At 53.1% G+C, this 23,775-nt stretch carries 22 protein-coding genes; 17 read left to right on the top strand and 5 right to left on the bottom strand.

Annotated features, from left to right (window positions below):
• Nucleotides 1-41 precede the first annotated feature (41 nt).
• The 8 genes from hemE (at nt 42) to B6A39_RS17755 (ending at nt 8,151) form a co-directional block, all read left to right on the top strand.
• A complete protein-coding gene (hemE, locus tag B6A39_RS17720; RefSeq protein ID WP_083007628.1) occupies nt 42-1,154 on the top strand; it encodes a uroporphyrinogen decarboxylase in 1,113 nt (370 codons plus the stop codon).
• The gene (gene speE, locus B6A39_RS17725) at nt 1,154-2,014 is read left to right on the top strand and encodes a polyamine aminopropyltransferase (protein WP_083007629.1); all 861 of its coding nucleotides are present in this window, start codon (nt 1,154-1,156) and stop codon (nt 2,012-2,014) included. The genes hemE and speE overlap by 1 nt, the downstream gene beginning before the upstream one ends.
• 106 nt (nt 2,015-2,120) lie before the next feature.
• The gene (locus B6A39_RS17730) at nt 2,121-3,131 is read left to right on the top strand and encodes an amino acid ABC transporter substrate-binding protein (RefSeq protein WP_083007630.1); all 1,011 of its coding nucleotides are present in this window, start codon (nt 2,121-2,123) and stop codon (nt 3,129-3,131) included.
• Nucleotides 3,132-3,396: 265 nt separating this feature from the next.
• A complete protein-coding gene (locus B6A39_RS17735; protein ID WP_083007631.1) occupies nt 3,397-4,422 on the top strand; it encodes an amino acid ABC transporter substrate-binding protein in 1,026 nt (341 codons plus the stop codon).
• Between the two features lie 91 nt (nt 4,423-4,513).
• Nucleotides 4,514-5,704: an amino acid ABC transporter permease gene (locus B6A39_RS17740; protein WP_083007632.1), complete on the top strand. Its 1,191-nt coding sequence runs from the start codon at nt 4,514-4,516 to the stop codon at nt 5,702-5,704.
• A 21-nt stretch (nt 5,705-5,725) separates the two neighbouring features.
• Nucleotides 5,726-6,826: an amino acid ABC transporter permease gene (locus B6A39_RS17745; RefSeq protein WP_083007633.1), complete on the top strand. Its 1,101-nt coding sequence runs from the start codon at nt 5,726-5,728 to the stop codon at nt 6,824-6,826.
• A gap of 86 nt (nt 6,827-6,912) precedes the next feature.
• Nucleotides 6,913-7,641: an amino acid ABC transporter ATP-binding protein gene (locus B6A39_RS17750; protein WP_009723183.1), complete on the top strand. Its 729-nt coding sequence runs from the start codon at nt 6,913-6,915 to the stop codon at nt 7,639-7,641.
• A gap of 102 nt (nt 7,642-7,743) precedes the next feature.
• Nucleotides 7,744-8,151 (top strand): RidA family protein, encoded by a 408-nt coding sequence (locus B6A39_RS17755; protein WP_038479447.1) that lies wholly within the window; start codon nt 7,744-7,746, stop codon nt 8,149-8,151.
• Here B6A39_RS17755 and B6A39_RS17760 read toward each other — a convergent pair.
• A complete protein-coding gene (locus tag B6A39_RS17760) occupies nt 8,148-8,741 on the bottom strand; it encodes a histidine phosphatase family protein (RefSeq protein ID WP_083007634.1) in 594 nt (197 codons plus the stop codon). The genes B6A39_RS17755 and B6A39_RS17760 overlap by 4 nt on opposite strands.
• A gap of 157 nt (nt 8,742-8,898) precedes the next feature.
• Here B6A39_RS17760 and phnD point away from each other — a divergent pair, with 157 nt between their 5' ends.
• The 8 genes from phnD (at nt 8,899) to B6A39_RS17800 (ending at nt 19,210) form a co-directional block, all read left to right on the top strand.
• Nucleotides 8,899-9,888, top strand: a complete 990-nt coding sequence (gene phnD / locus B6A39_RS17765) for a phosphate/phosphite/phosphonate ABC transporter substrate-binding protein (protein WP_083007635.1) — start codon at nt 8,899-8,901, stop codon at nt 9,886-9,888.
• A 57-nt stretch (nt 9,889-9,945) separates the two neighbouring features.
• On the top strand, nt 9,946-10,752 hold the full coding sequence (phnC, locus tag B6A39_RS17770) for a phosphonate ABC transporter ATP-binding protein (protein WP_083007636.1): 807 nt from the start codon (nt 9,946-9,948) through the stop codon (nt 10,750-10,752).
• Nucleotides 10,739-11,548 carry a phosphonate ABC transporter, permease protein PhnE gene (gene phnE / locus B6A39_RS17775; RefSeq protein ID WP_083007637.1) on the top strand — a complete coding sequence of 270 codons (810 nt, stop codon included), beginning with the start codon at nt 10,739-10,741 and terminating at the stop codon, nt 11,546-11,548. The genes phnC and phnE (B6A39_RS17775) overlap by 14 nt, the downstream gene beginning before the upstream one ends.
• Nucleotides 11,542-12,351, top strand: a complete 810-nt coding sequence (gene phnE / locus B6A39_RS17780) for a phosphonate ABC transporter, permease protein PhnE (RefSeq protein ID WP_083007638.1) — start codon at nt 11,542-11,544, stop codon at nt 12,349-12,351. The genes phnE (B6A39_RS17775) and phnE (B6A39_RS17780) overlap by 7 nt, the downstream gene beginning before the upstream one ends.
• Before the next feature lie 131 nt (nt 12,352-12,482).
• On the top strand, nt 12,483-12,914 hold the full coding sequence (locus B6A39_RS17785) for a host attachment protein (RefSeq protein WP_083007639.1): 432 nt from the start codon (nt 12,483-12,485) through the stop codon (nt 12,912-12,914).
• A gap of 105 nt (nt 12,915-13,019) precedes the next feature.
• A complete protein-coding gene (locus tag B6A39_RS17790) occupies nt 13,020-14,891 on the top strand; it encodes a methyl-accepting chemotaxis protein (protein ID WP_083007640.1) in 1,872 nt (623 codons plus the stop codon).
• Nucleotides 14,892-14,901: 10 nt separating this feature from the next.
• A complete protein-coding gene (locus B6A39_RS17795; protein WP_083007641.1) occupies nt 14,902-17,019 on the top strand; it encodes a methyl-accepting chemotaxis protein in 2,118 nt (705 codons plus the stop codon).
• A 334-nt stretch (nt 17,020-17,353) separates the two neighbouring features.
• Nucleotides 17,354-19,210, top strand: a complete 1,857-nt coding sequence (locus B6A39_RS17800) for a methyl-accepting chemotaxis protein (protein ID WP_083007642.1) — start codon at nt 17,354-17,356, stop codon at nt 19,208-19,210.
• Nucleotides 19,211-19,230: 20 nt separating this feature from the next.
• On the opposite strand, the gene B6A39_RS17805 is transcribed toward B6A39_RS17800, so the two are convergent.
• Nucleotides 19,231-20,157 carry a LysR family transcriptional regulator gene (locus B6A39_RS17805; protein ID WP_009723195.1) on the bottom strand — a complete coding sequence of 309 codons (927 nt, stop codon included), beginning with the start codon at nt 20,155-20,157 and terminating at the stop codon, nt 19,231-19,233.
• Nucleotides 20,158-20,340: 183 nt separating this feature from the next.
• Here B6A39_RS17805 and B6A39_RS17810 point away from each other — a divergent pair, with 183 nt between their 5' ends.
• Nucleotides 20,341-21,117 carry a ferredoxin--NADP reductase gene (locus B6A39_RS17810; protein WP_038479478.1) on the top strand — a complete coding sequence of 259 codons (777 nt, stop codon included), beginning with the start codon at nt 20,341-20,343 and terminating at the stop codon, nt 21,115-21,117.
• Between the two features lie 128 nt (nt 21,118-21,245).
• On the opposite strand, the gene glnK is transcribed toward B6A39_RS17810, so the two are convergent.
• The 3 genes from glnK to B6A39_RS17825 form a co-directional block, all read right to left on the bottom strand.
• Entirely contained in the window at nt 21,246-21,584 is a 339-nt protein-coding gene (gene glnK, locus B6A39_RS17815; RefSeq protein WP_009098335.1) for a P-II family nitrogen regulator, read from the bottom strand.
• Between the two features lie 202 nt (nt 21,585-21,786).
• Nucleotides 21,787-23,034: an ammonium transporter gene (locus tag B6A39_RS17820; RefSeq protein ID WP_083007643.1), complete on the bottom strand. Its 1,248-nt coding sequence runs from the start codon at nt 23,032-23,034 to the stop codon at nt 21,787-21,789.
• A gap of 56 nt (nt 23,035-23,090) precedes the next feature.
• Nucleotides 23,091-23,429, bottom strand: a complete 339-nt coding sequence (locus B6A39_RS17825) for a P-II family nitrogen regulator (RefSeq protein WP_007112359.1) — start codon at nt 23,427-23,429, stop codon at nt 23,091-23,093.
• Nucleotides 23,430-23,775: the final 346 nt, after the last annotated feature.

The following is a 23,775-nucleotide window of genomic DNA, read 5'->3' on the forward strand; positions in this document are numbered from 1 at the left end:
CTCCCTTACAATGCGGGCAAACTTCTCAAGAGCAAGTGTTTATGACCACCACACCTTTGCAAAACGACCGTTTTCTTCGTGCGCTGGCTCGCCAGCCCGTCGACCGCACTCCGGTGTGGATGATGCGCCAAGCAGGCCGTTACCTGCCAGAATATCGCGCCAGCCGCGCCGATGCTGGCAGCTTTATGGATCTGTGCCGCAACCATGACCTAGCCTGCGAAGTAACGTTGCAACCCCTTGAGCGTTATCCGCTAGATGCCGCCATTCTATTCTCCGACATCCTCACAATCCCGGATGCGATGGGCTTGGGGCTCTATTTCGAAACCGGCGAAGGCCCTAAATTCAGAAAAACCGTACGCACCCCAGAAGAGGTGGCGGCGTTAACAGTGCCCAATGCCGAGCGCGATCTCGACTATGTGATGCGCGCCGTATCGACCATTCGTCGTGAACTGAACGGCCGGATGCCGTTGATTGGCTTTTCGGGTAGCCCCTGGACGTTAGCCACCTACATGGTGGAAGGCGGTTCTAGCAAAGATTTCCGCCATCTGAAAACCATGCTCTACGATACGCCAGACACCATGCACCAATTGCTAGATACCCTGGCACAGTCGGTAACCGACTACTTAAACGCGCAAATTCGCGCTGGCGCTCAAGCAGTACAGATTTTTGACACCTGGGGTGGCGCACTATCTACCCCCGCCTACCTGGAATTTTCGCTGCGCTACATGGAGCAAATTGTCTCCGGCCTGATTCGTGAACACGATGGTCGCCGCGTGCCGGTCATTCTGTTTACCAAGAATGGCGGCCAGTGGCTGGAACATATTGCCTGCGCCGGCGCCGATGCGCTAGGTATCGATTGGTCCACCGAACTTTCCGACGCCCGCGCACGGGTAGGCCATAAAGTGGCGCTGCAAGGCAATCTCGACCCGAATGTGTTGTTCGCACGCCCTTCTGCCATCCGAGCCGAAGTTGCACGCGTGTTGGAAAGCTATGGGCACGGCCCGGGCCACGTCTTTAACTTGGGCCATGGCATCAGCCAGTTCACCAACCCCGATCACGTCACCGCCTTTATGGAGGCGCTGCACGATTTAAGCCCGCAGTATCATCAAGGCATTCCTACCCAAACGAACGCCCCGCGTCCAGGAGCAAAGTAATGAGCGATTTACGCGACGACCAGTGGTTTACCGAAGTGTTTGATAGCCACGGCAGCGCTTTCTCGCTGAAAGTCACTGAAAAGTTGCTGGATGTGCAAAGCCCTTACCAGCACTTGGAAGTCTATACCACGGAGACCTACGGCAACCTGATGGTGCTAGATGGCTGCGTGATGCTGACCGATCGCGACAACTTCCTCTATCATGAAATGATAGCCCACCCCGCACTGTTCACCCATCAAGATCCCAAACGGGTGGTGATTATTGGTGGCGGCGATTGCGGCACATTAAAAGAAGTATTACGCCACCCCAGCGTTGAAAAAGTGACACAAATCGATATCGATGAAGAAGTGACTAAGGCCGCCGAGCGTTTCTTCCCAGCGCTGGTAGAAGCTAACGGCGACCCACGTGCTGAGCTGCTGTTCGCTGATGGTGTGAAGTGGGTAGACGACGCTGCCGATGAGAGCATCGACGTGCTGATTATCGACTCTACCGACCCAGTCGGCCCCGCAGAAGGGTTGTTCAAAACTGATTTCCTGAAGCGTTGCCACCGTATTCTAAAAAATGGCGGCGTGATGGTGCAGCAAAGTGAATCACCGCTTTACCACAGCGGCTCTATCATTCGCGAACTGCGTAACGATATGCGTGAAGCAGGCTTTGATAGCGTGGCAACGCTGCCCTTCCCACAGCCGGTGTATCCGTCTGGCTGGTGGAGTGTCACGTTGGCCGGTAAAGCAACCAGCGTTGAAAGCTTCCGCGAACAGGCTGCCGCTGAGCACGAAATGCCGCTACAGTACTACACAGGTGATGCTCACCGTGGTGCACTATCGCTGCCGCCTTTCATGCGTAAAGCCTTCGCATAACGCTGCGACTGCGAATAGCCAAAAGGCCGAGCATTGCTCGGCCTTTTTTATGGGCTTACGTTTTTGAGCTTACGCTTACTTGCCCTTTCACGTTAAGGAATAACAAATGAAAACCGTTCGTTGGTTGGGATTAGGAATTAGTGTTTTAGTACCCGCGATGGCCATGGCCAGCACGCTGGAAACCGTTCAGGAGCGCGATAGCGTGCGCTGTGGCGTTAACGCTGCCCAGCCAGGCTTTTCATCATTAGATGACAACGACCAATACCGGGGCCTGGACACCGATGTATGCCGTGCCATTGCCGCTGCGGCGCTTGGCGACGCGACAAAAGTAGATTTCGTGCCACTCGACTCGGTAGAGCGTTTCACTGCTTTGCAGTCTGGCGAAGTCGATGTCCTATCACGCACCACGACCTGGACCTCAAGCCGTGACACAACGATGGGAATGAACTTTACTGGCGTGAGTTACTACGATGGCCAAGCCTTTATGGTGGCCAGTGATCTTGGCGTGCAAAGCGCCAAAGAACTCGATGGCGCGGCAGTTTGCACCCAATCCGGCACTACCAGCGAACTCAATCTTTCTGATTACTTTCGTATCAACGACATGACCTATGACACCGTCGTATTTGATGCACCCGAACAATCTATTGCAGGTTTTGAAGCAGGCCGTTGCGACGTTTTAAGCTCTGATGCTTCCCAGCTTTATGCTCAGCGGATGCAGCTTGCTGATCCCGACATGGCGGTCGTGCTTCCTGACATCATCTCAAAAGAACCCCTTGGCCCAGCCGTTCGTCAAGGTGACGACCAATGGTTCAATCTTGTGAAGTGGTCGCTGTTTGCCATGCTAAATGCGGAAGAGCTGGGCATTACACAAGCTAACGTAGATGAACAGCTTAATTCGGAGAATCCTGATGTCATGCGCCTGCTTGGTCAAGATGGTGACTTTGGTGAGCCAATGGGCATCAATACCGATTGGGCGTACCAAATCATCAAGCAGGTGGGTAACTACGCCGATATCTTTGATAGAAACGTCGGTGCTGACTCTGACTTCAAGATTGCCAGAGGCTTAAACGCCTTGTGGAAAGATGGTGGCATTCAATACGCACCCCCTATTCGCTAATCCTGTTTATCTTTCAAACCCGTTAATCTGTAACGCTTAAACCTACTATTCTAAAACTATCAGCAACGTTAGCGACTCGCACCAAAATAGAGCAATCGCTAGTCGCTAATGTTCCTTTTTGCACCAATACTTTCGTATACAGCTGGCATTTTGCGTTGAAAAGCGCTGAATTTGACGACATATCCTTTCTGGCACCTTCCTTGCTAGCTTTTAGTGTCATGCATCTGCATGCATAACGACATTAAATCGAGTAAGGGGAACGACCATGATGAATAAGAAACACTTGGTACTACTGGCCTCTGCGGGCGCTATCACGTTGGCCGGTGTCGCCACTGCCCAAGCTGATACGTTAGAAGACACAATGGAACGTGGTGCAGTACAGTGCGGGGTCAGTGACGGCCTGCCAGGTTTTTCCGCCCCGGACGATGAAGGTAACTGGCAAGGACTCGACGTTGACGTATGCCGTGCCGTTGCAGCTGCCGTTCTCGGCGATGCGGATGCGGTGAACTATATTTCTCTGAACGCTGTAGAGCGTTTCACTGCCCTACAATCTGGTGAAGTGGACGTACTTTCACGCAACACCACGTGGACCACCACCCGTGACACGACGCTGGGCCTCAACTTCACTGGCGTTAACTTCTATGATGGCCAAGGCTTTATGGTCTCCCGCGACCTGGGTATTTCCAGCGCGTCTGAACTGGACGGTGCCGCTATTTGTATTCAGTCTGGCACCACGACTGAGTTGAACCTAGCAGACTACTTCCGTGCCAACGGCATGGAATTTGATCCCATCGTTTTCGATACCTCTGAGCAAACCGTTGGCGGCTTCCAAGCTGGCCGCTGTGACGTTCTCACTTCCGATACTTCCCAGCTAGCCGCACTGCGTATTCAGCTAGACGACCCGTCTGGCGCGATGATTCTGCCTGACGTTATCTCTAAAGAGCCGCTCGGCCCGGTGGTACGCCAAGGCGACGATGTATGGTTTAACATCGTGAAGTGGTCGTTATTCGCCATGCTTAACGGCGAAGAGTATGGCGTCACCAGCGAAAATGCCGAAGAAATGCTCAACTCTGATAACCCTGATGTTGCCCGCCTGCTTGGTCAAGATGGCAACTACGGAGAAGGTATGGGCTTAGAAGCTGATTGGGCCTACAACATCTTGAGCCAAGTCGGTAACTACGGCGAAAGTTTTGAGCGCAATGTGGGCATGGACTCCCCGCTTGAGATTGAACGTGGTGTTAACGCCCTGTGGAACCAAGGTGGTTTCCAGTACGCACCGCCGATTCGCTAAGCGTCTCGTTTGACCCCGGCCCGCCGCCCCATTCTTCCAGGGGCCTTGGCGGGCCATTTGATTGATCGTCCGTACCGCGGAGACGCCTTCCATGTCCGTAAGTCCTAACACTCGCCCCGCTGGCCACAAGCCGCCGTTTTGGCGAGACCGTGCCAAACGTGCGCTTATCTTCCAGCTGCTGCTCGTCGCTGCTGTGGCAGCCTTTTTGCTCTACATTGTCGGTAATGTCCAAGACAACTTATCCGCACGTGGTATCACCACCGGGTTTGGTTTCTTGGGCAACACCGCAGGCTTTGGAATTGTGCAGAGTCTGATCGACTACTCTTCCCAAAGCACCTATGGCCGCACCTTCCTGGTCGGCTTACTCAATACACTGCTGGTAGGTGGCCTAGGGGTATTGGCTGCCACCATCATTGGCTTTATTGTTGGCATCGCCCGCCTGTCGCCTAACTGGCTACTGGCGCGCTTAGCCACCGCCTATATCGAAACCTTCCGCAACATTCCGCTGCTGCTGCAAATTTTCTTCTGGTACTTTGCCGTACTACGTACGCTGCCAAGCGCGCGGGAGAGCATGGCATTTGGTGAAGCTATTTTTCTCAACGTGCGCGGGCTGTACTTACCCCAGCCGCTGTTTGAGTCTGGTTTTGGCTTAATTCCCCTTACCTTTCTTGTCGCCATTGCTGCCAGTATTGCCCTGGTGATATGGAACAAGCGTCGCCATGAAGCCACCGGTAAACGCCTGCCGGCCTATTGGATTTCGTTTTTACTGATTTTTGGCTTACCGCTATTAGTGCTCGTTGCCACCGGTGTGCCGGTTACCTGGGAAATGCCGGAACTACGCGGCTTTAATTTCCGTGGTGGTATTACGGTGATCCCTGAGTTCCTCGCGCTTTGGCTTGCCCTGTCGATCTATACCGCCTCCTTTATTGCTGAAATTGTCCGCTCTGGTATTCAGGCAATTTCTCACGGGCAAACAGAAGCCGCCCAGGCGCTAAGCCTGCCGCGCAACTTGGTTCTTCGTCTGGTGGTTATCCCTCAGGCGTTGCGCGTCATTATTCCACCGCTAACCAGCCAGTACCTGAACTTGATCAAGAACTCATCGCTGGCAACCGCCATCGGTTATCCCGACCTTGTCTCGGTGTTTGCTGGCACCACGCTGAATCAGACTGGCCAAGCCATTGAAGTCATTGCGATGACCATGGCGGTCTACCTAACCATCAGCCTGCTGGTGTCCATGTTTATGAACTGGTTCAACGCCCGAGTGGCACTGGTTGAACGCTAGGCCGACGGTGAGGATGTTTACATGATCCATAATCAAACAATCATTAAAGAGCGGCCAGCCCCCAGTAGTTCTGTCGGGGCGGTTGCTTGGCTACGCGCCAATCTGTTCAATGGCCCGATCAATACCATCTTTACCCTGATCGGGCTTTACATACTGTATTTGCTTGTTGTTCCCACCGTTCAGTGGGCGTTTTTGAATGCTGACTGGATAGGTACCACACGGGATGACTGCTCTCGGGAAGGAGCTTGCTGGGTCTTCATCAATGCACGCTTTACCCAGTTTATCTACGGCTTGTATCCCCGTGAAGAAATCTGGCGAGCCAACATAGTCTTTGCTGGCTTCTTTACGCTGATAGCCTGGCTAGCAATTCCCCGCCTGCCCCTCAAACGTTGGGTGGCGGTATTCGCTCTCGTCGGTTTCCCCATCGTTGCTTATGTGCTGCTGCACGGCGGCTACTTTGACATGCCTCGCGTGCCCACGCACCGCTGGGGTGGCTTAATGCTGACCCTACTGCTGGCCACCGTCGGTATGGTTGGTGCGCTGCCAATCGGCATTGTGCTGGCATTGGGGCGACGCTCCAATATGCCCATTGTGAAAAGCTTCTGCGTGGTATTCATCGAGTTCTGGCGCGGGGTACCACTGATTACCGTACTGTTCATGGCTTCGGTAATGCTACCGCTTTTCCTGCCTTCCGATATGAGCGTCGACCGCCTAGTACGCGCACTAATCGGCTTAACACTGTTCCAAAGTGCCTACATGGCCGAGGTTATTCGTGGTGGCCTGCAGGCCATCCCTAAGGGTCAGGAAGAGGCTGCCGCTGCGCTAGGCATGACCTACTGGAAACGCATGGGCCTGATTGTGCTTCCTCAGGCGCTGAAGATGATGATCCCCGGCATCGTGAACACCTTCATTTCGCTGTTTAAAGACACCACCCTGGTCATGATCATCGGGCTATTTGACCTATTGGGGATCGTACAAGCGGCGTTGGCCGACTCACGCTGGCTAGGCTTCTCGCTGGAAGGCTATGTCTTTGCCGCCTTCATGTTCTGGATCTTCTGTTTCAGCATGTCGCGCTATAGCCAGTATTTAGAACGCAAGCTGCACACCGGCCATAAGCGCTAACGCCGCTTTTATTAACGATTTTTTAGCAGGATAAAGACATGACTCAAGCAGCCACCAACATCTCTGGCACCCCCACTTCTGACCTGATGGTTGAAATGCGCGGCGTCAATAAATGGTACGGCGATTTTCACGTGCTGCGCGATATCGACCTGGAAGTAAAGCGCGGCGAGCGTATCGTTATTTGCGGGCCTTCAGGCTCAGGCAAGTCAACCTTGATTCGCTGCATTAACCACCTGGAAGAGCATCAGCAAGGCGATATCGTGGTGGGCGGCGTGCCGCTTACACAAGACGTTAAGCGTATCGAGCAAATCCGTCGTAGCGTGGGCATGGTGTTCCAGCACTTCAATCTCTTCCCCCACTTAACAGTGCTGGAAAACTGCTGTATAGCGCCAATGTGGGTGCAAAAAAAACCACGCCGCGAGGCGGAAGAAATGGCCATGCAGTACTTAGAGCGGGTGCGTATTGCCGAACAGGCACTTAAGTACCCGGGTCAGCTTTCCGGCGGCCAGCAGCAGCGGGTCGCCATTGCCCGTTCACTGTGCATGCACCCTGACGTGATGCTATTCGACGAACCAACGTCGGCACTTGATCCAGAAATGATCAAGGAAGTGCTAGACGTCATGGTGGAGCTTGCTAATGAAGGCATGACCATGCTGTGTGTGACCCATGAAATGGGCTTTGCCAAAACCGTCGCCGACCGGGTGATTTTTATGGACCAAGGGCAAATTATCGAAGAAAACGCTCCTGAGCCGTTCTTTAATAACCCGCAGTCAGAACGTACACAGCTATTCTTGAGCCAAATTCTGGGGCACTAAGTAAAGCAATTGATAAAGCAATGGGCCTCATCGAAGGCCCATCTTTGTATTTCGCTTATATCTAGCGGCGCCAACTCATCGACACAAGAGAGACCGTTCAAGATGGAAAAGCTATTTATTGACCGCGCCCCACAGCCGATTGCTCCCTTTTCGCACGCTTGCCGAGTGGGCGATTTGGTATTTATTACCGGCCAGATGCCCACCGTACCTGAAACCAACGAAATGCTGTTGGGCACCTTTACCGAACAAACTCATCGCGTCATGCAAAACCTAGCCATCGTGTTGGAAGAAGTGGGCAGTCGCTTTGAATACGTCGTGCAGTCACGCGTATTTATTACCAATATGGGCCACTTTGACGAGGTTAATCGCGTGTATGCCAGCTACTTCAAACAGCCGCTGCCAACCCGCACCTGTATTGGCGTCACCGGTCTTGCCGGCGGGGCCGATGTAGAAGTGGATATGATTGCCTGGATCCCACCCTCACCAGCACCCTCACCCAAAACCGACTAACTCCCCAGCGGGGTAATGCTGGCAGGCTGCAGGGCAGGCTGCTCTCGGTGTTGCGTTAGCGGTTTATTGGCGAGCGCTGTGAGCAGTATCTGTAACGGGTCGCCATGACTCACCACCAACACCGTCTCGCCTTCGCAGCGACGCTCCAGCTGCTCAACAACTGCGCACATACGCTTGGCGACGTGACTTACCGCCTCCACCTGATGCTGTTGATGGCCAGCATCCTGGGCATCTAACGCCCATACGTCAGGGTAATGCCGATCCGATTGGCCATCGAGCTCACCAAAGTAGCGCTCACGAAGGCGCTCCTCTTTCTCCAGCGTTAAGCCAAACGCTTTAGCGACTCGATCAGCGGTTTGTGTTGTCCGCAAAAAGTCCGAGTGCACCACCTTGGTGGGCGTCGGCCAACGCCATTGCTCAATGACGGTTGAGAGCTGCTCTTCGCCCAGAGGTGACAAGCCGAAGTCGGAGAGCCCACGCCCAGGCGAACTAATAATGAGGCCTTGTTCGTTCGCTTGGCTATGGCCATGGCGCATCAAAAGATAGCGATTTCGCCAATGGTAGAAGGTGGCTGTGAAAGTGTTTGACATATCTTTGTAACAAATCCTAGATTGAAAGAGATCGTTTTCGAAAAATAAACATCTAGCGCTACAAATGTCCACTTGCGAAACGCACACGAAGCAAAAGAAGCACTGAACTCAATAGTGGATAGCACAACACAAAAATAACGCACATAAGAGGCTAACTATGGAAACATCACGTTTCTGCAAGCGCCCGCTTGCCATGCTAGCGGCTGCATCACTGCTCCCCTTCGCACTCCTCTCTACCCATGCCTTCGCAGAATGCGAGCGCGGCGACCTGGATTCACTGTACTGCGATGAAAACGGCGACATGGTGGCTGATCGGCCAAGCGATGAGTCAGAGTGGGCAAATCCAGACACCCTTATTTTTGCTTATACACCGGTAGAAGATCCGGCCATTTATTCGGATATCTGGCAACCCTTTATTGATCATCTATCGGACGTTACCGAACGCGACGTGCGCTTCTTTGCTGTTCAATCTAATGCCGCACAAGTGGAAGCCATGCGGAGCGGGCGCTTACACATTGCCGGCTTCTCAACCGGCCCTACTCCCTTTGCCGTTAACTTGGCAGGCGCGGTACCCTTCGCATTAATGGGGTCAGATGACGGCCAGTTCGGCTACACCCTGCAGCTATTTACTCACGTAGACTCAGACATTGAGAGCCTGGAAGATCTCAAGGGCAAGCGTGTTGCCCACACCTCACCAACGTCCAACTCCGGTAATCTAGCGCCGCGTGCCTTACTGCCAGAGCTTGGCATTACACCCGAAGAAGACTACGACGTTGTTTACTCGGGCAGCCACGACCAATCGATGCTGGGCGTAGTCGCTCGGGATTACGATGCCGCGCCGGTTGCTTCTGAAGTAGTCGAGCGCATGGCAGCACGTGGTCTTTACGATGAGGAAGATGTACGTCTGATCTACGAATCTGACCGATTCCCCACTACCTCCTATAACTATGCCCATAACTTACACCCGGACCTTGTAGAAAAAATCGAGGAAGCCTTCTTTACCTTCGATTTTGTTGGCACCGAGCTTGGCGAAGAGTTTGAAGGCGTCGAAAAGTTTATTCCGATTAATTACAAAGATAACTGGCAAGTGATTCGTACCATCCAGGCGGCTAATGACGTGAGCTATACACGAGAAAACCTGGAGTAACAGCGATTGCGCCGCCCCCGGCGGCGCAATTATTCGCCTTTCGATGGAAACAATCACATGCTGGAAATTACGAATCTGGTCAAACGTTATGGCCACAACGAGGCAGTGCTGAAAGGGCTCGACCTTAAGGTAGAGGACAACAGCGTTGTTTCTATTGTCGGCGCGTCCGGTGCTGGTAAAAGCACCATGCTTCGCTGTATCAATCGGTTAGTAGAACCCACATCGGGCTCTATCAAACTCAACGGCGCCGAACTGGTTAAGGTGAAAGGCGCTGAATTACGCCGCGCTCGACGCAAAATTGGCATGGTTTTCCAGGGATTTAACTTACTTGACCGTCTCACCGTCATGGAGAATGTACTTGCTGGACGACTTGGCTACGTTAATCTCTATCAAGCAATTTCACGTCGCTATCCCCAAGCCGATATAGAGCGCGCGTTTACTCTCATGGAGCGTGTTGGGATTGCTCATTACGCCAATAAACGAGCCGATGAGCTTTCCGGCGGTGAGCGCCAGCGTGTCGGGGTGGTACGGGCATTAATGCAAGAACCCGACCTGCTGCTGGCCGACGAGCCAACGGCATCGCTCGACCCGCGCACGTCCGAGCAGATCATGATACTGCTGCAGAGCCTTGCCAGTGAGCTTTCGCTACCGGTATTGATCAATATTCACAACGTTGCGCAAGCAAAAACCTACACTGAGCGCATTGTCGGCTTACGCCACGGCAAGATGATTTTTGATGGAGTGCCTGCGGACTTTAATAAAGACGCGCTTGATGCCATTTATGGAGGTATTGAAGCGCCTGACGATGCCATTACCGAGCAGCCCGATGCCCGTGCAGAGGAGCCACGACATGACGCCGTCTGACTCCCCTTCTCCCCCGCGCACCTGGAAAAAGCCGCCTTTTATTGCCAATCCCGTCATCCGTTACGGCATTTTTATTGTCGCAGCGATTTATCTGGTGTGGGCTTTCGGTTCTTTACCGTTTAATTGGGCGCGCATTTCAGAAGGCTTACCGCGGGCAGCGCGCATCTTTAGCGGAGGCTTCCCACCCAGCTTGGAACGATACGAGTTGCTGCTGACAGGTTTTAAAGAGAGCTTCCAAATTGCCATTCTCGCCACATTGCTAGGCGTTTTCCTATCGATACCGTTTGCGGTGATGGCCGCTCGTAACATTGCACCAATGCCCATTTACGTTATTGGCCGCGCGGTCATTATTATCTCGCGCAGCTTCCACCCCGTTATTGTGGCCATCTTATTCGTGGCGGCCGTTGGGTTTGGGCCACTGGCAGGAATTTTAACGCTGACTCTCTACTCCATCGGTTTTGTTGGAAAGTTGTTAGCAGAAGAGATCGAAGAGATTGATTGGGGGCAGGTAGAAGCCATGCGAGCGGCGGGTGCAGGCTACATTGCTACGTTGTATTACGCCGTCTTTCCTCAAATATTACCCCGCCAGGTCGGCCTGTCGATGTACCAGCTTGATAGCAATCTTCGCGCCTCTGCGGTGGTTGGGATCGTCGGTGCAGGCGGTATCGGTGGCACGTTAATGAATGCCTTTGGTCGTTATGATTACGACTTCGCCTTTGCGATTCTGCTGGTCATTATCGCGGTTATTTTGCTTAGTGAAGGCATCAGCGGCTGGGTGAGGAAAAAAATATGGTAGATCACGCACAGCAACTTGCCGACCGCGTTTGGCATCGCTACGACCGTAAAGAGCGGCTCATCCGCTACGCCGTGCTGCTGGGCACGTTAATGCTGGTGTTCTGGGCGGTTCGCGATATTGATATTTTCTGGCCCTGGGTATGGGACGCTCCCAATCAAATGTCTAACTTGGGTGCGCGCATGTGGCCACCCAGCGCTGCCGGGCTAAGCAATATTCTGAACGCGCTACTCGAAACAGTGCACATTGCAACATTAGCCACATTTCTGACTATTTTTCTCGCCTTGCCGGTCGCCTATATCGCCGCACAGAACACCACTCCCAATCGTGTTTGCCTGTGGCTAGGGCGCTTTATTCTAGTATCAAGCCGCTCGGTGAATACGATTATATGGGCGCTGTTATTTGTGGCTATTTTTGGCCCCGGCGTGCTGGCAGGGATTTTAGCGATTGTGTTTCGCTCAATTGGCTTTATCGGCAAGTTAATGGGTGAGGCGATTGAAGAAATCGACCGGCGACCGGTGGAAGCGATGGAAGCGACCGGTGCCTCCAAGGCAAAAGTGGTTGCCTACGCCATTGTGCCCCAGGTGATGCCAGCCTTTTTTGCCATTGTGATTTTGCGCTGGGATATTAATATCCGTGAATCCACCGTGCTAGGACTCGTTGGCGCAGGCGGCATTGGTGTGATTCTTCAAGGCGCTATCGACACCTTTGCCTGGCCGACGGTCGCCACCATTTTGATCGCGATTATCATCTTAGTACTGATTGGCGAAGCCATTACTAGCCTGCTACGCAGCAAAGTGCTTTAAATTCACACAGTACTTTAACACACAGTACTTTAACGCTCGCAAAGAGGCTCTAACGCTACGCAAGTGTTTGACCAAACGGCAAATGCTTGCCATGGTTAGAGGGTAACTAACGACAAGGAGGACGTACGACGATGACCACCTATATCGTGGTAGCTGACGCCGCCCGCGCGCGTATTTTCACCCGTGATGCGTTGAATCTCACTGAGCTTGAGAGCCTTGTACACGCAGCAGGCAGGCTGCACGAAGGTGATTTAATCACCGATCGCCGCGGTGCCGATGTTCATGAATCTACGTCAACGTCATCGCGCTCGTCTGGAGAAGAGGGCGCTGCCTCGCAGCATGAAAATGAGTTATTTGCCAAAGAAGTCGCCAAGCGCTTATATGGCGCACGCGTCGATAACAGCATGGAAAAGCTTATTATGGTCGCACCGCCGAAATTTCTTGGGCTACTGCGAGAAAAACTCGATAACCCCACCCATAAGTTGGTCATTCACACGCTTTCAAAAGATTTGAGCAAAGCGTCCCTGACCGATATTCAACACGCCGTTAGCGACTTACGCTAATGCTCTTTACGCCACCCACGCTTTTCGTCTAAGCACGCTTTTCTGCTAAAGAAATGGTCGCTCTTGCCGATAGTCGTCTGACCCCTGACGATTTAGAGAGCGACCATGTTTTCCTCCCTACGAGCCCGCATCTTACTAGCCGCCCTCACGGCCATTATTGTAGCCCTCATCATTAATGGCATAGCCAGCTACACCACCGTCAAACATCACAACACTCAACAAATAAGCCGCAATCTCAGTGCCGTTGTTAACGGTAACACTCAGGCGATTAATGAGTGGTTTAACGCTCGCTATACCATGCTGGCCAGCATGGATGATGCCGTCAGCAGCAGCGACCCGCTTGTCGCCTTACGTCAGTTGGCTGATTCCGGCAGTTTCATGACTGCCTATATGGCTTATCCCTCTACGTCTGATGCTGTTTTTTCTGATAACTGGCAGCCGCCTAGTGATTATGACCCTCGCCAACGCCCCTGGTATCAAGACGCTGCCAACGCCAAAGACACCATTATCACAGCGCCTTATGTCGACGCCCAAACAGGGGGGTTAATCGTTACCTTTGCACGCCCCTTCTACCGTAACGGACAGCTCGCTGCTGTCATTGGCGCAGACATCACCATTGAAGATGTTATTGATATTGTGGCCAGTATCGCCCCGACACCTTCAAGCTTTGGTTTTTTGACGACAGAAGATGGCACGCTGGTGGCACACCCTGACCCCGAGTTAACGCTTGAGCCATCCTCTGTGCTGAGCAGCGACCTAACTAACGACAGCTTGGCTAGAATTATTCAAGCCGAAGAGCCTCAAGCGCTTGAGCTGCAAAACAGTGGCAAGCTGCTCATGGGCAGCACAGTGGGCGGCAGCAGTGGTTGGCAGTTAGTGGTGGCGCTTGATGAACACGAAGCCACCGCAGGCCTGCGTGCCATTGCGACCACCTCAATTATTACCCTGTTGATTGTCGCGGCCATCACCGCTGTTATATTTGGTGTGCTGCTGTCATTAATGCTTCGTCGACTGCTTGGCGTGCGTAATGCGATGGATAACATTGCCTCGGGAGATGGCGATTTAACCCAACGCCTGCCAGAAGAAGGCAACGATGAAGTGACTCAAATTGCTCAGGCGTTCAACCGTTTTGTCGGCAAAATGGAAGCCGTGTTGGTTGATGTCCGCACGAGCAGTGAAGCGGTTCATCACGCGGCCAACGAAATTGCCATGGGTGGTCAGGATTTATCGCGCCGTACCGATAACGCGGCTGCAAGCCTGCAGCAAACGTCAGCGTCAATTGAGGAAATTACCAGCACCGTTCAACACACCGCCGCGTCCGCCCAGGAAGCCAACCAGCTCTCCCATGCAGCATCAAACGTCGCAAAGGAAGGCGGTCAAGTGGTGGCTAACGTCGTCACAACAATGGAAGACATTTCTCAAGCCTCTAATAAAATTGGTGAAATTGTCACGTTAATGAACAGCATTGCCTTCCAAACTAATCTGCTGGCACTCAACGCCTCCGTGGAAGCGGCTCGAGCAGGTGAACATGGCCGCGGCTTTGCCGTGGTGGCCGACGAGGTCCGCAAACTGGCGGGGCGCAGTAGCGATGCTGCTAACGATATTCAAAAGCTAATCGAAGACTCGCAAACCAAAGTCAACAATGGCACTTCTCTGGTACAAAATGCGGGGGCGACGATGCAGGATATTGTTTCCCATATCACCCGCGTTACCGATGTGCTGGAGGAGATTAACGCAGCCACCAGCGAGCAGAGCGACGGCATTCATCAAGTCAATATCGCCGTTGCCGAGCTTGATCGCATGACCCAGGAAAACGCCGCGATGGTTGAGGAGTCCACCACCGCCGCCGAGCAATTAAAAGAGCAAGCTGAACATCTCGCGGGGACTATCAGCAGTTTTAAGCTGTCCCACACCGCTACACCTGCTTTGCAAGTGCCCTATCAAGCACCTGACAGCCAACGTCGCCATATCGCCTAGGGATTACACTATGCATTTTCGCTCGTTACGCTCTTTTGTCGTGGCACTAGCAGGCCCTTGCCTGTTAGCCATCGTGGCCGCCATGGTGGTGTATAACTTGATCGCCGCCGCTCACACCCAACAAACCGTGGATGACCACACCAGTGAGCTCATGGAAGGCGCGCTAGATGCCCGCTTAAACGCCATTGCCGATGCGGAAGGCCAACGCATTCAGCGCGAGCTGGACAAAGCGATGACGCTGGCCAGCCAACTAGCCACGACCAATGCGTTAATGGGCATGGAAGATGCAGAAGGCCAACGCGCGCTGTACTTAAGCCGCCGACAGCTCTCGAATCTTGTCCGTCAAACCGTCGCCGATAATCCTGATCTATTGGATGCCTATATCGGCTGGGAGCCCAACGCCTTTGGAGATGACGCCCGCTACGCGGGTGACGAGCGCTACGGCCATGACGGAAGCGGCCGCTTTATGCCCTGGTGGTACCGCACCGATGATGGCGAGCTGGCGATACTACCGCTAGGTGAGGACATGGAAAGCGAAACGCGCCTAGCCAGCGGCGTGCGCGAAGGCGAGTATTACCTGTGTCCGCGCGAAACCTTAGCGCCTTGTATTATCGACCCCGCAGCTTACGACTTTGGCGGCGAAACCCAGCTAGTCACCTCGTTCAATGCGCCAATTTTGGTGGATGGCGAATTTCGTGGAGTGGCGGGGATTGATTTGGCGCTTAACTTTATCCAAACCCTGTTAAGCGATGCTAACCAGGCGCTTTATAACGGCGCTGGACGGATGACACTGGTGGCGGGACGTGGTGGTTTGGTAGCAGATACCGCTGGCGAAGAAGCCCTGGGCTTGCCCGCTAGCGATTCGCTAAGTGACACGCTATTGGCAGGTATTGAGCAGGCAACAACGCAGGACAGCCTACACAGCAGCATGGCCGACGGCATGCTCCAGCGTTATCAGCCTATCACCCTTGGCAACACGGATCAGCCCTGGGTGCTGATACTGCAGCTCCCCGAGTCAGTGGTACTGGCCGAACTGAACGCCTTGCAAGACGTACTTAGTGAGCAGCGCCAACAAAACACGCTCGGCATGACACTGGTAGGCCTACTGCTGGCAGCCATTGGTGTCGGTGCACTGTGGTGGATTGGTGGACGAATCGCACGCCCTCTTAAACGCTTAGCCAACCGAATGGAAGAAATCGCGACAGGACATGGTGACCTTACCCAACGCTTGCCAGTTCATGGCCGCGACGAGAGCGCAGCGGTAGCAGAACAGTTCAATGCCTTCGCGGAGAAAATCCAAACCATCTTGCTGGATGTACGGCGCAGCAGCGAAGCAGTCAACCATGCAGCCAATGAGATTACCCAAGGAGGGCACGATCTTTCACGGCGTACCGAACAGGCCGCTGCCAGCCTGCAACAGACCTCTTCAGCCATGGAAGAGATCAGCAGTACCGTTGGTCACACCACTCACGCCTCACAGGAAGCCAGCGGGCTTTCCCAAACAGCCTCGGAGCTAGCGTCCCGCACTGACAGTGCATTTGAACAGGTGGTCGCCACGATGACGGATATTCGCACCAACTCTGATGAAATTCAGAGCATTGTCAGCGTCATTGATGGCATCGCTTTCCAGACTAACCTACTGGCGCTAAACGCATCCGTAGAAGCTGCCCGTGCTGGGGAGCATGGTCGTGGTTTTGCCGTCGTGGCTGATGAGGTACGTAAACTCGCCTCGCGCAGCAGCGACGCCGCCAAAGATATTCGCCAACGTATTGATGCCTCAGCCGGTAAGGTAGAAAGCGGCACACAAATGGTGCGCGATGCCGAAGCCGCTATGCATGAACTGGCTCAAAGCGTGACGCGTGTTACTCAAATGCTGGGCGATATCAGTACGGCCGCGCGAGAGCAAAACGACGGTATTAGTCAGGTAAGCATTGCCGTTACCGATCTAGACCAGATGACTCAGCAAAACGCAGCCCTAGTACAAGAGTCCACCACCGCCGCCGAACAGCTTAAAGATCAGGCGGACCGGCTCGATGCACTGGTGGGTGGGTTCACGCTTGAAGCACATGACAGCCGCCATACACAGGGCCAGCGCACACTGCCTGCGCCAGCGCTGGCACAGTACTAACCTACTATAAAATCAGGCCGCCAGGGGATCGGTAGTAGCGGAGGTTTATCGCTACGCTGGGCTCCGGCGGTCCTTAGCCTGCCAGGCCTCATTTCGAGGCCCACCTCGTTATCCACCCTGCCTTAGCTCCGTTTACTTCAGTGCGTGTTTTCCCACTTACGAACCGATAACAACACGATATTAAGCATACGCCTAAAGTCGTATTCATTGGTGCCGATAGTAGGGCTGCAGATAGTACCTATCAGATAGTACGTAACAGATAGTACGTAACAGATAGTACATACAAAGTGGTCTATTTCAGGCCTTAGCTTTCCTAAATAGCGAGACTATATTCATGCTGTCGTCCCTACGCTTGCGTATTCTCATCATCACGTTACTGGTAATTACGCTAGCACTGGCTATTAATGCCTCAGTCAGCTACCTGACCCTGCAAACACATAATGACCAGCAGGTAACTCGGCAGTTGGCCTCTATTGCGCAGGGTAACGCCCTAGCAATTGAGGAGTGGATTGATGCCCGAGCCGCCATACTAGAAGCAGCGCGCGCACCCGTGCTCGATAACGACCCGCTTGCGCCACTTGTCCAGTTAGCAGAGTCAGGCGGTTTCCTAGCGGCCTTTTACGGCCAATCCGATGGTAGCCACCTTTCGTCCGATGGCTGGGTACCTGGCAGTGATTATGATCCACGTCAACGTGACTGGTACCAAGCAGCAACAAAGCAGGATCGTACTATCGTCTCGTTGCCTTACGTGGACGCTAATAGCAATCAGCTAGTGGTTACCTTTGCTACACCAGTTAAGCGTAATGGCCGTTTATATGGGGTGATCGGCGGCGATGTCGTCATCAACAACCTTGTCAGTCAGGTCAACGCTATTCGGCCAACGCCTTCGAGTTTTGCCTTTCTAAGTAGCAAAGGTGAAACAGTGATTGCCCACCCCGACACTGCACTGACGCTCAAACCGCTGAGTCGAATTAGCGACACCTTGTCCCCTGCGGCCATCGAACAGCTGAGCACTGCGCAAGACGCTTGGGAGCCTATCGAAGTCGGCGGCCTGGATAAGCGACTCTCAGTGACCCCGATTGCAGGAACCGACTGGGAACTCGGCGTGGCGCTAGATGAGCATGAAGCCACTGCAGGGCTGCGTGCCATCCTCAAGTCGTCATTGTTTACGCTAATCGCCATCATTGCTGTCACAGCTCTGCTGTTGAGCCTGTGGCTCAAGCATACTTTCGCTGGCCTAGAACGGGCTCGTGATGCCCTGGATGATATTGCCAGCGGTGAAGGCGATCTAACCCGCCGACTTCCCGAACAGGGCCGTGATGAAGTGGCTCAGATTTGCGGTGCCTTCAACCGTTTTGTGGGCAAAATGGAAGCGGTATTGGTTGATGTACGCACCAGTAGCGACTCGGTGCACCATGCCGCTAACGAAATTGCACTGGGCGGCCAGGATCTATCCCGGCGTACCGATAACGCGGCTTCTAGCCTGCAGCAGACCTCTGCCTCAGTAGAGCAGATAACGAGCACTGTGGAGCACACCGCCGCCTCGGCCCAAGAAGCCAACAAGCTCTCCCATACGGCCTCGAAAGTAGCGAAAGAAGGAGGGCAAGTGGTCGCCAATGTGGTTACCACGATGGAAGACATTTCCCAGGCCTCCCATAAAATTGGCGAAATCGTCACGCTAATGAACAGTATTGCGTTCCAAACCAATTTATTGGCCCTCAATGCATCCGTAGAAGCCGCCCGGGCAGGGGAACATGGCCGTGGTTTTGCCGTAGTTGCTGATGAAGTACGGAAATTAGCAGGACGCAGTAGTGAAGCCGCCAACGATATTCAAAAACTCATTGAAGACTCACAAAGCAGAGTGAATAACGGTACTGCATTAGTGCAAAACGCGGGCGCAACCATGCAAGACATCGTCGCTCATATCACTCGCGTCACCGATGTGTTGGAAGAAATCAATTCCGCCACAAGTGAGCAGAGCGATGGCATCAAACAGATCAACATCGCCGTGTCTGAACTTGACCGTATGACCCAGGAGAATGCTGCCATGGTGGAAGAATCCACCACTGCCGCTGAACAGCTGAAAGAGCAAGCTGATCATCTTAAGGGTACCATCAGCAGCTTTAAACTGTCTCAACACCCCTCGGCTCCTCTGATAGTCAACTCGACCAACGCTTTGCCATCGTATTAAGTGACTATCATATTGAGTGACTAAGGAATCGGCGGTAGTGGAATATCATCACTGCGTTTGGCACCCGCCGTCATCTCTCGGCAAAGTCGCAAGAACTCTCGTACCCCCGTGGTAAGGTACTTGTGGCGGTGCCAGATGAAAGTGAACTGACGTTTTAAGTCTAATTCCGGTGTTGGCAGAGGCACTAAGCTGCCACGCCGGAAAGCATCACGCAGTGCTAGCCTAGAAACGCAGCCAATCCCCAGGCCGGACTCTACTGCCCGCTTAATACCTTCGGTATGTTCAAGCTCCAACAGGGTATTAAACCGACTACGCCGATGCCGAGCGGCGTGCTCAAGGGTCATGCGGGTGCCAGAGCCCTCCTCGCGCATAATCCAGTCTTCACGCAACAGCTGTTCCAGCTCAAGATGCTCGCGACCCGCCAACGGGTGGCGCGGCGAGCAGAATACGCACAGCTCATCCTCTACCCATGGTTGGCTGATAATCATATCGTCGTCGCACTGCCCTTCAATCAGCCCTAAATCAAGCGAGTGCTGGCGTACACTCTCAATGATGTGACGCGTGTTACGCACCGCTAGCCGCACCCGACTGCCGGGGTAGCGCTGCATGAAATCGCTGATCAACAGAGTTGCTAGATAGTTGCCAATGGTTAGCGTTGCGCCCACATCTAATGCGCCTACGCCCTGCTGGCCGCGCAACAGTTCCTCAACCTCTTCGGCCCTGTCCAGCAGGGCTACCGCTTTTGGCAACAGTTGAAAGCCCAATGCATTAAGCTTCAGCCGTTTTCCCATGCGGTCGAGAAGCTGGCAGTCAAATTGACGTTCAAGCTCCGCTAGCGACGTACTGGTAGCAGATTGGGACATGGCAAGGGCACGCGCCGCCTGGGAAACACTTTCGTGCTGGGCGACGGCCACAAAGACTTCCAACTGGCGCAGGGTGTAATGCATAGAGACAACCTATCTTGTTTCAGCGGCATATCTATTTTTTAGATAAGTGTTATCAGTATAATTTGCTTAACAGATATATCCCGGTTTATTTAGAATTAGCAGCAACATATTTAGCCATCTTTTATGCTTTTTTAGAATATGGCAGACGAGGCTTAGGCCACTCTGCCCATTGGAGGAGTTAGCATGAGCAAGTTTGCCCTGGAAGAAGTCCTCAGCGTTCACCACTGGAACGACACCCTGTTCAGCTTCCGCACCACTCGCGAGCGTAGCCTACGCTTCAAAAATGGTCAGTTTGTGATGATTGGTCTGGAAGTGAACGGCAAGCCGTTAATGCGTGCTTACTCCATTGCCAGCCCCAACTATGAAGACCATCTGGAATTTTTCAGCATCAAAGTACCCGATGGCCCGCTCACTTCGCGCTTGCAGCACCTTCAAGTTGGCGACCAAATTATGGTCAGCCGCAAGCCTACGGGCACGCTGGTATGCGATGACTTACTTCCAGGCCGAAACCTTTACATGCTTTCCACCGGAACGGGCCTTGCACCGTTCATGAGCCTGATCCAAGACCCAGAAGTGTACGAGCGCTTTGAAAAAGTGGTGCTGGTGCATGGCGTGCGCGAAGTATCTGAACTTGCCTATGCCGACTTCATTACCAAAGAACTGCCTGCTCACGAATATTTAGGCGAAGAAATTGCCGAGAAGCTGGTGTACTACCCCACGGTCACCCGTGAAGAATTCCACACAATGGGACGCCTGACCGATCACATTCGCAGCGGCAAGCTGTTTGAAGATACCGGTCTTCCGCCGATTGATCCGCGCCAAGACCGCGCGATGATTTGCGGCAGCCCCGCCATGCTCGACGACACGAGCGCACTATTGGACGAACTGGGCCTGAATATTTCCCCGCGGATGGGCGAGCCGGGTGATTACGTAATTGAGCGAGCCTTTGTTGAAAAGTAAGGAGTGAAGAGTAATAAATAGAAGGCAGGGAAAGTGTTTGCCAACAAGTAAGAAAACGCAACGCCCCTCTAAGCAGACCGCTTAACGGGGCGTTTTGGTAACTTTTAGGGAGTGAACACCCGTCGCGATTAAACCGCGTCTTTACCGGTTTCACCGGTACGAATACGGATCACCTGCTCCAGCGGCATAACAAAGATTTTGCCATCGCCGATTTTGCCTGTATTGGCAACCTGCGTGATGGCATCAATAACCTGTTCTGCCATATCATCATCTACCGCAACTTCTAGCTTTACTTTGGGCAGGAAATCCACCACGTACTCTGCACCACGATATAGCTCTGTGTGACCTTTCTGACGGCCAAAGCCCTTCACTTCCGTTACCGTAATGCCCTGCACGCCGATATCAGAGAGCGATTCGCGTACGTCATCAAGCTTAAACGGCTTGATAATGGCTGAGATCAATTTCATTGCGACATCCTCTAGCTTGGTGGCCTTTTATTAAAGGTTGGCGGGACACTGCTGTTAGCCAAGCCCGTTAGCGTTAAGCATACACCGCTACAGGCAGAGAATAAAAAATCAACGCCAATGGATTGTAAGAATGCACTAAGGCAAAAAGGCCTCCCGATAGGGAGGCCAAAAGAGCACGCCAGCTCATTTAATTAGCGTAAGCTTATTTCTTAACGCTAAATTCGGGATAGGCTTCAAGACCGCACTCAGCAATATCGACACCTTCATACTCTTCTTCTTCGCTGACGCGGATGCCCATGATGGCTTTCAGCACCAACCATACCACCAGGCTCGCGACGAATACCCAGCCAAAGATACCAACAATACCGATCAGCTGTGCGCCGAAAGAAGCGTCGCCATTGGTCAACGGTACCGCAAGCACGCCCCAGATACCCACCACACCGTGTACCGAGATCGCACCGACCGGATCATCAAGCTTCAGTTTGTCCAGCGTGACGATCGCAGCGACAACGATCAAGCCACCCACAGCCCCAATCACCGCAGCGCCCAGCGCAGAGGGTGAAAGAGGATCGGCAGTAATCGCGACAAGACCAGCCAGTGCACCGTTAAGTGCCATGGTAAGATCCGCTTTACGGAACCACAGTTTGGCAAGAATCAGTGCGGCAAGCACGCCACCAGCAGCGGCCGCATTGGTGTTAACAAACACCTGAGCAACGTTGTTGGCAGAGCTGATGTCGGACATTTTCAACTCAGAGCCACCGTTGAAACCGAACCAACCCATCCAAAGAATGAAGGTACCCAGTGTGGCCAGCGGCATGTTGGCGCCTGGAATCGCATGGATAGACCCATCTTTACCGTACTTACCTTTACGTGGGCCAAGCACCAATACACCCGCTAAGGCAGCCGCGGCACCTGCTAAGTGAACAATCCCAGAACCCGCGTAATCGGAATAACCGACTTCAGACAACCAACCGCCGCCCCATGTCCAGTAGCCAGACACTGGATAAATAAAGGCTGTCATCACCACCGCGAAGGCCAGGAATGCCCACAGCTTCATGCGCTCAGCAACCGCACCAGACACAATCGACATGGCAGTTGCCACGAACACTACCTGGAAGAAAAAGTCAGAGCGCATTGAGTAGTAAGGCGCATCATCACCGCCTGCAGTCACTGCATCCACGCTGTTTTCAGCGCCGATTAAGAAACCAAGGTTGGGTAAGAAGCCACCTGCGCTGCTGGAATACATGATGTAGTAACCCACCAGCAAGTACATGGTGCAGGCAATTGCAAACAGCGCGATATTTTTGGTCAGGATTTCGGCGGTGTTTTTTGACCGAACCAAGCCAGCTTCAAGCATTGAGAAGCCAGCGGCCATCCACATTACGAGCACGCCGCAAATCAAGAAGTAAAACGTATCGAGCGCATAGCTCAAATCAGCTAACTCATTCATGAGGTGTTCCCCGTTGTATTAAGAGAAGTTATACGTAAAAGGCAGGCCGGAAAGCGTTACACGGCGTCAGCGCCCCGCTCACCAGTACGAATACGGATCACATCTTCTAATGGCGTTACAAACACCTTGCCATCGCCGATCTTGCCGCTGTTGGCCGCGCTGCAAATAGCATCAAGAACGCTTTCCAGGCGCGCATCATCGACAGCAACTTCTACTTTTACTTTGGGTAGAAAATCGACAACATACTCTGCCCCACGATACAGCTCGGTATGCCCCTTCTGACGACCGAAGCCTTTAACTTCAGTCACCGTGATGCCCTGAACGCCGTTGTCGGCGAGCGCTTCACGAACGTCGTCAAGTTTGAATGGCTTGATGATAGCGGTGATGAGTTTCATCCCGGATCTCCCCTGCTGGATTAGGTAGCGGCAGCGCCGCCCGAGTTAACTACTTATCTCGTTAATGCGCATACCGTGCCACCCAACTTTTTTTTCTTATAAGTCAGCAGGTTGTTTTATAAAAATTAAGATTGCTCGGTGGCAAGGAAGACTTAGCAGCAGCCACCACGACCTGCTTGCACCATAAAAGAACATTAATAAAAACGAGGTGCTTCATTTCGATGCACTGCGTCGATAAAAAGAGGCCAGACGCTAATTTTCAAACGATACATGCGTATCGACGGCGGGTTGCGTATCCTTATTAGCAAGCAGTGCACATTTATGCGTAGTCATTTAAGGAGAGAGC

The sequence above is a fragment of the Halomonas sp. GT genome, assembly GCF_002082565.1.
GTDB lineage: Bacteria > Pseudomonadota > Gammaproteobacteria > Pseudomonadales > Halomonadaceae > Vreelandella.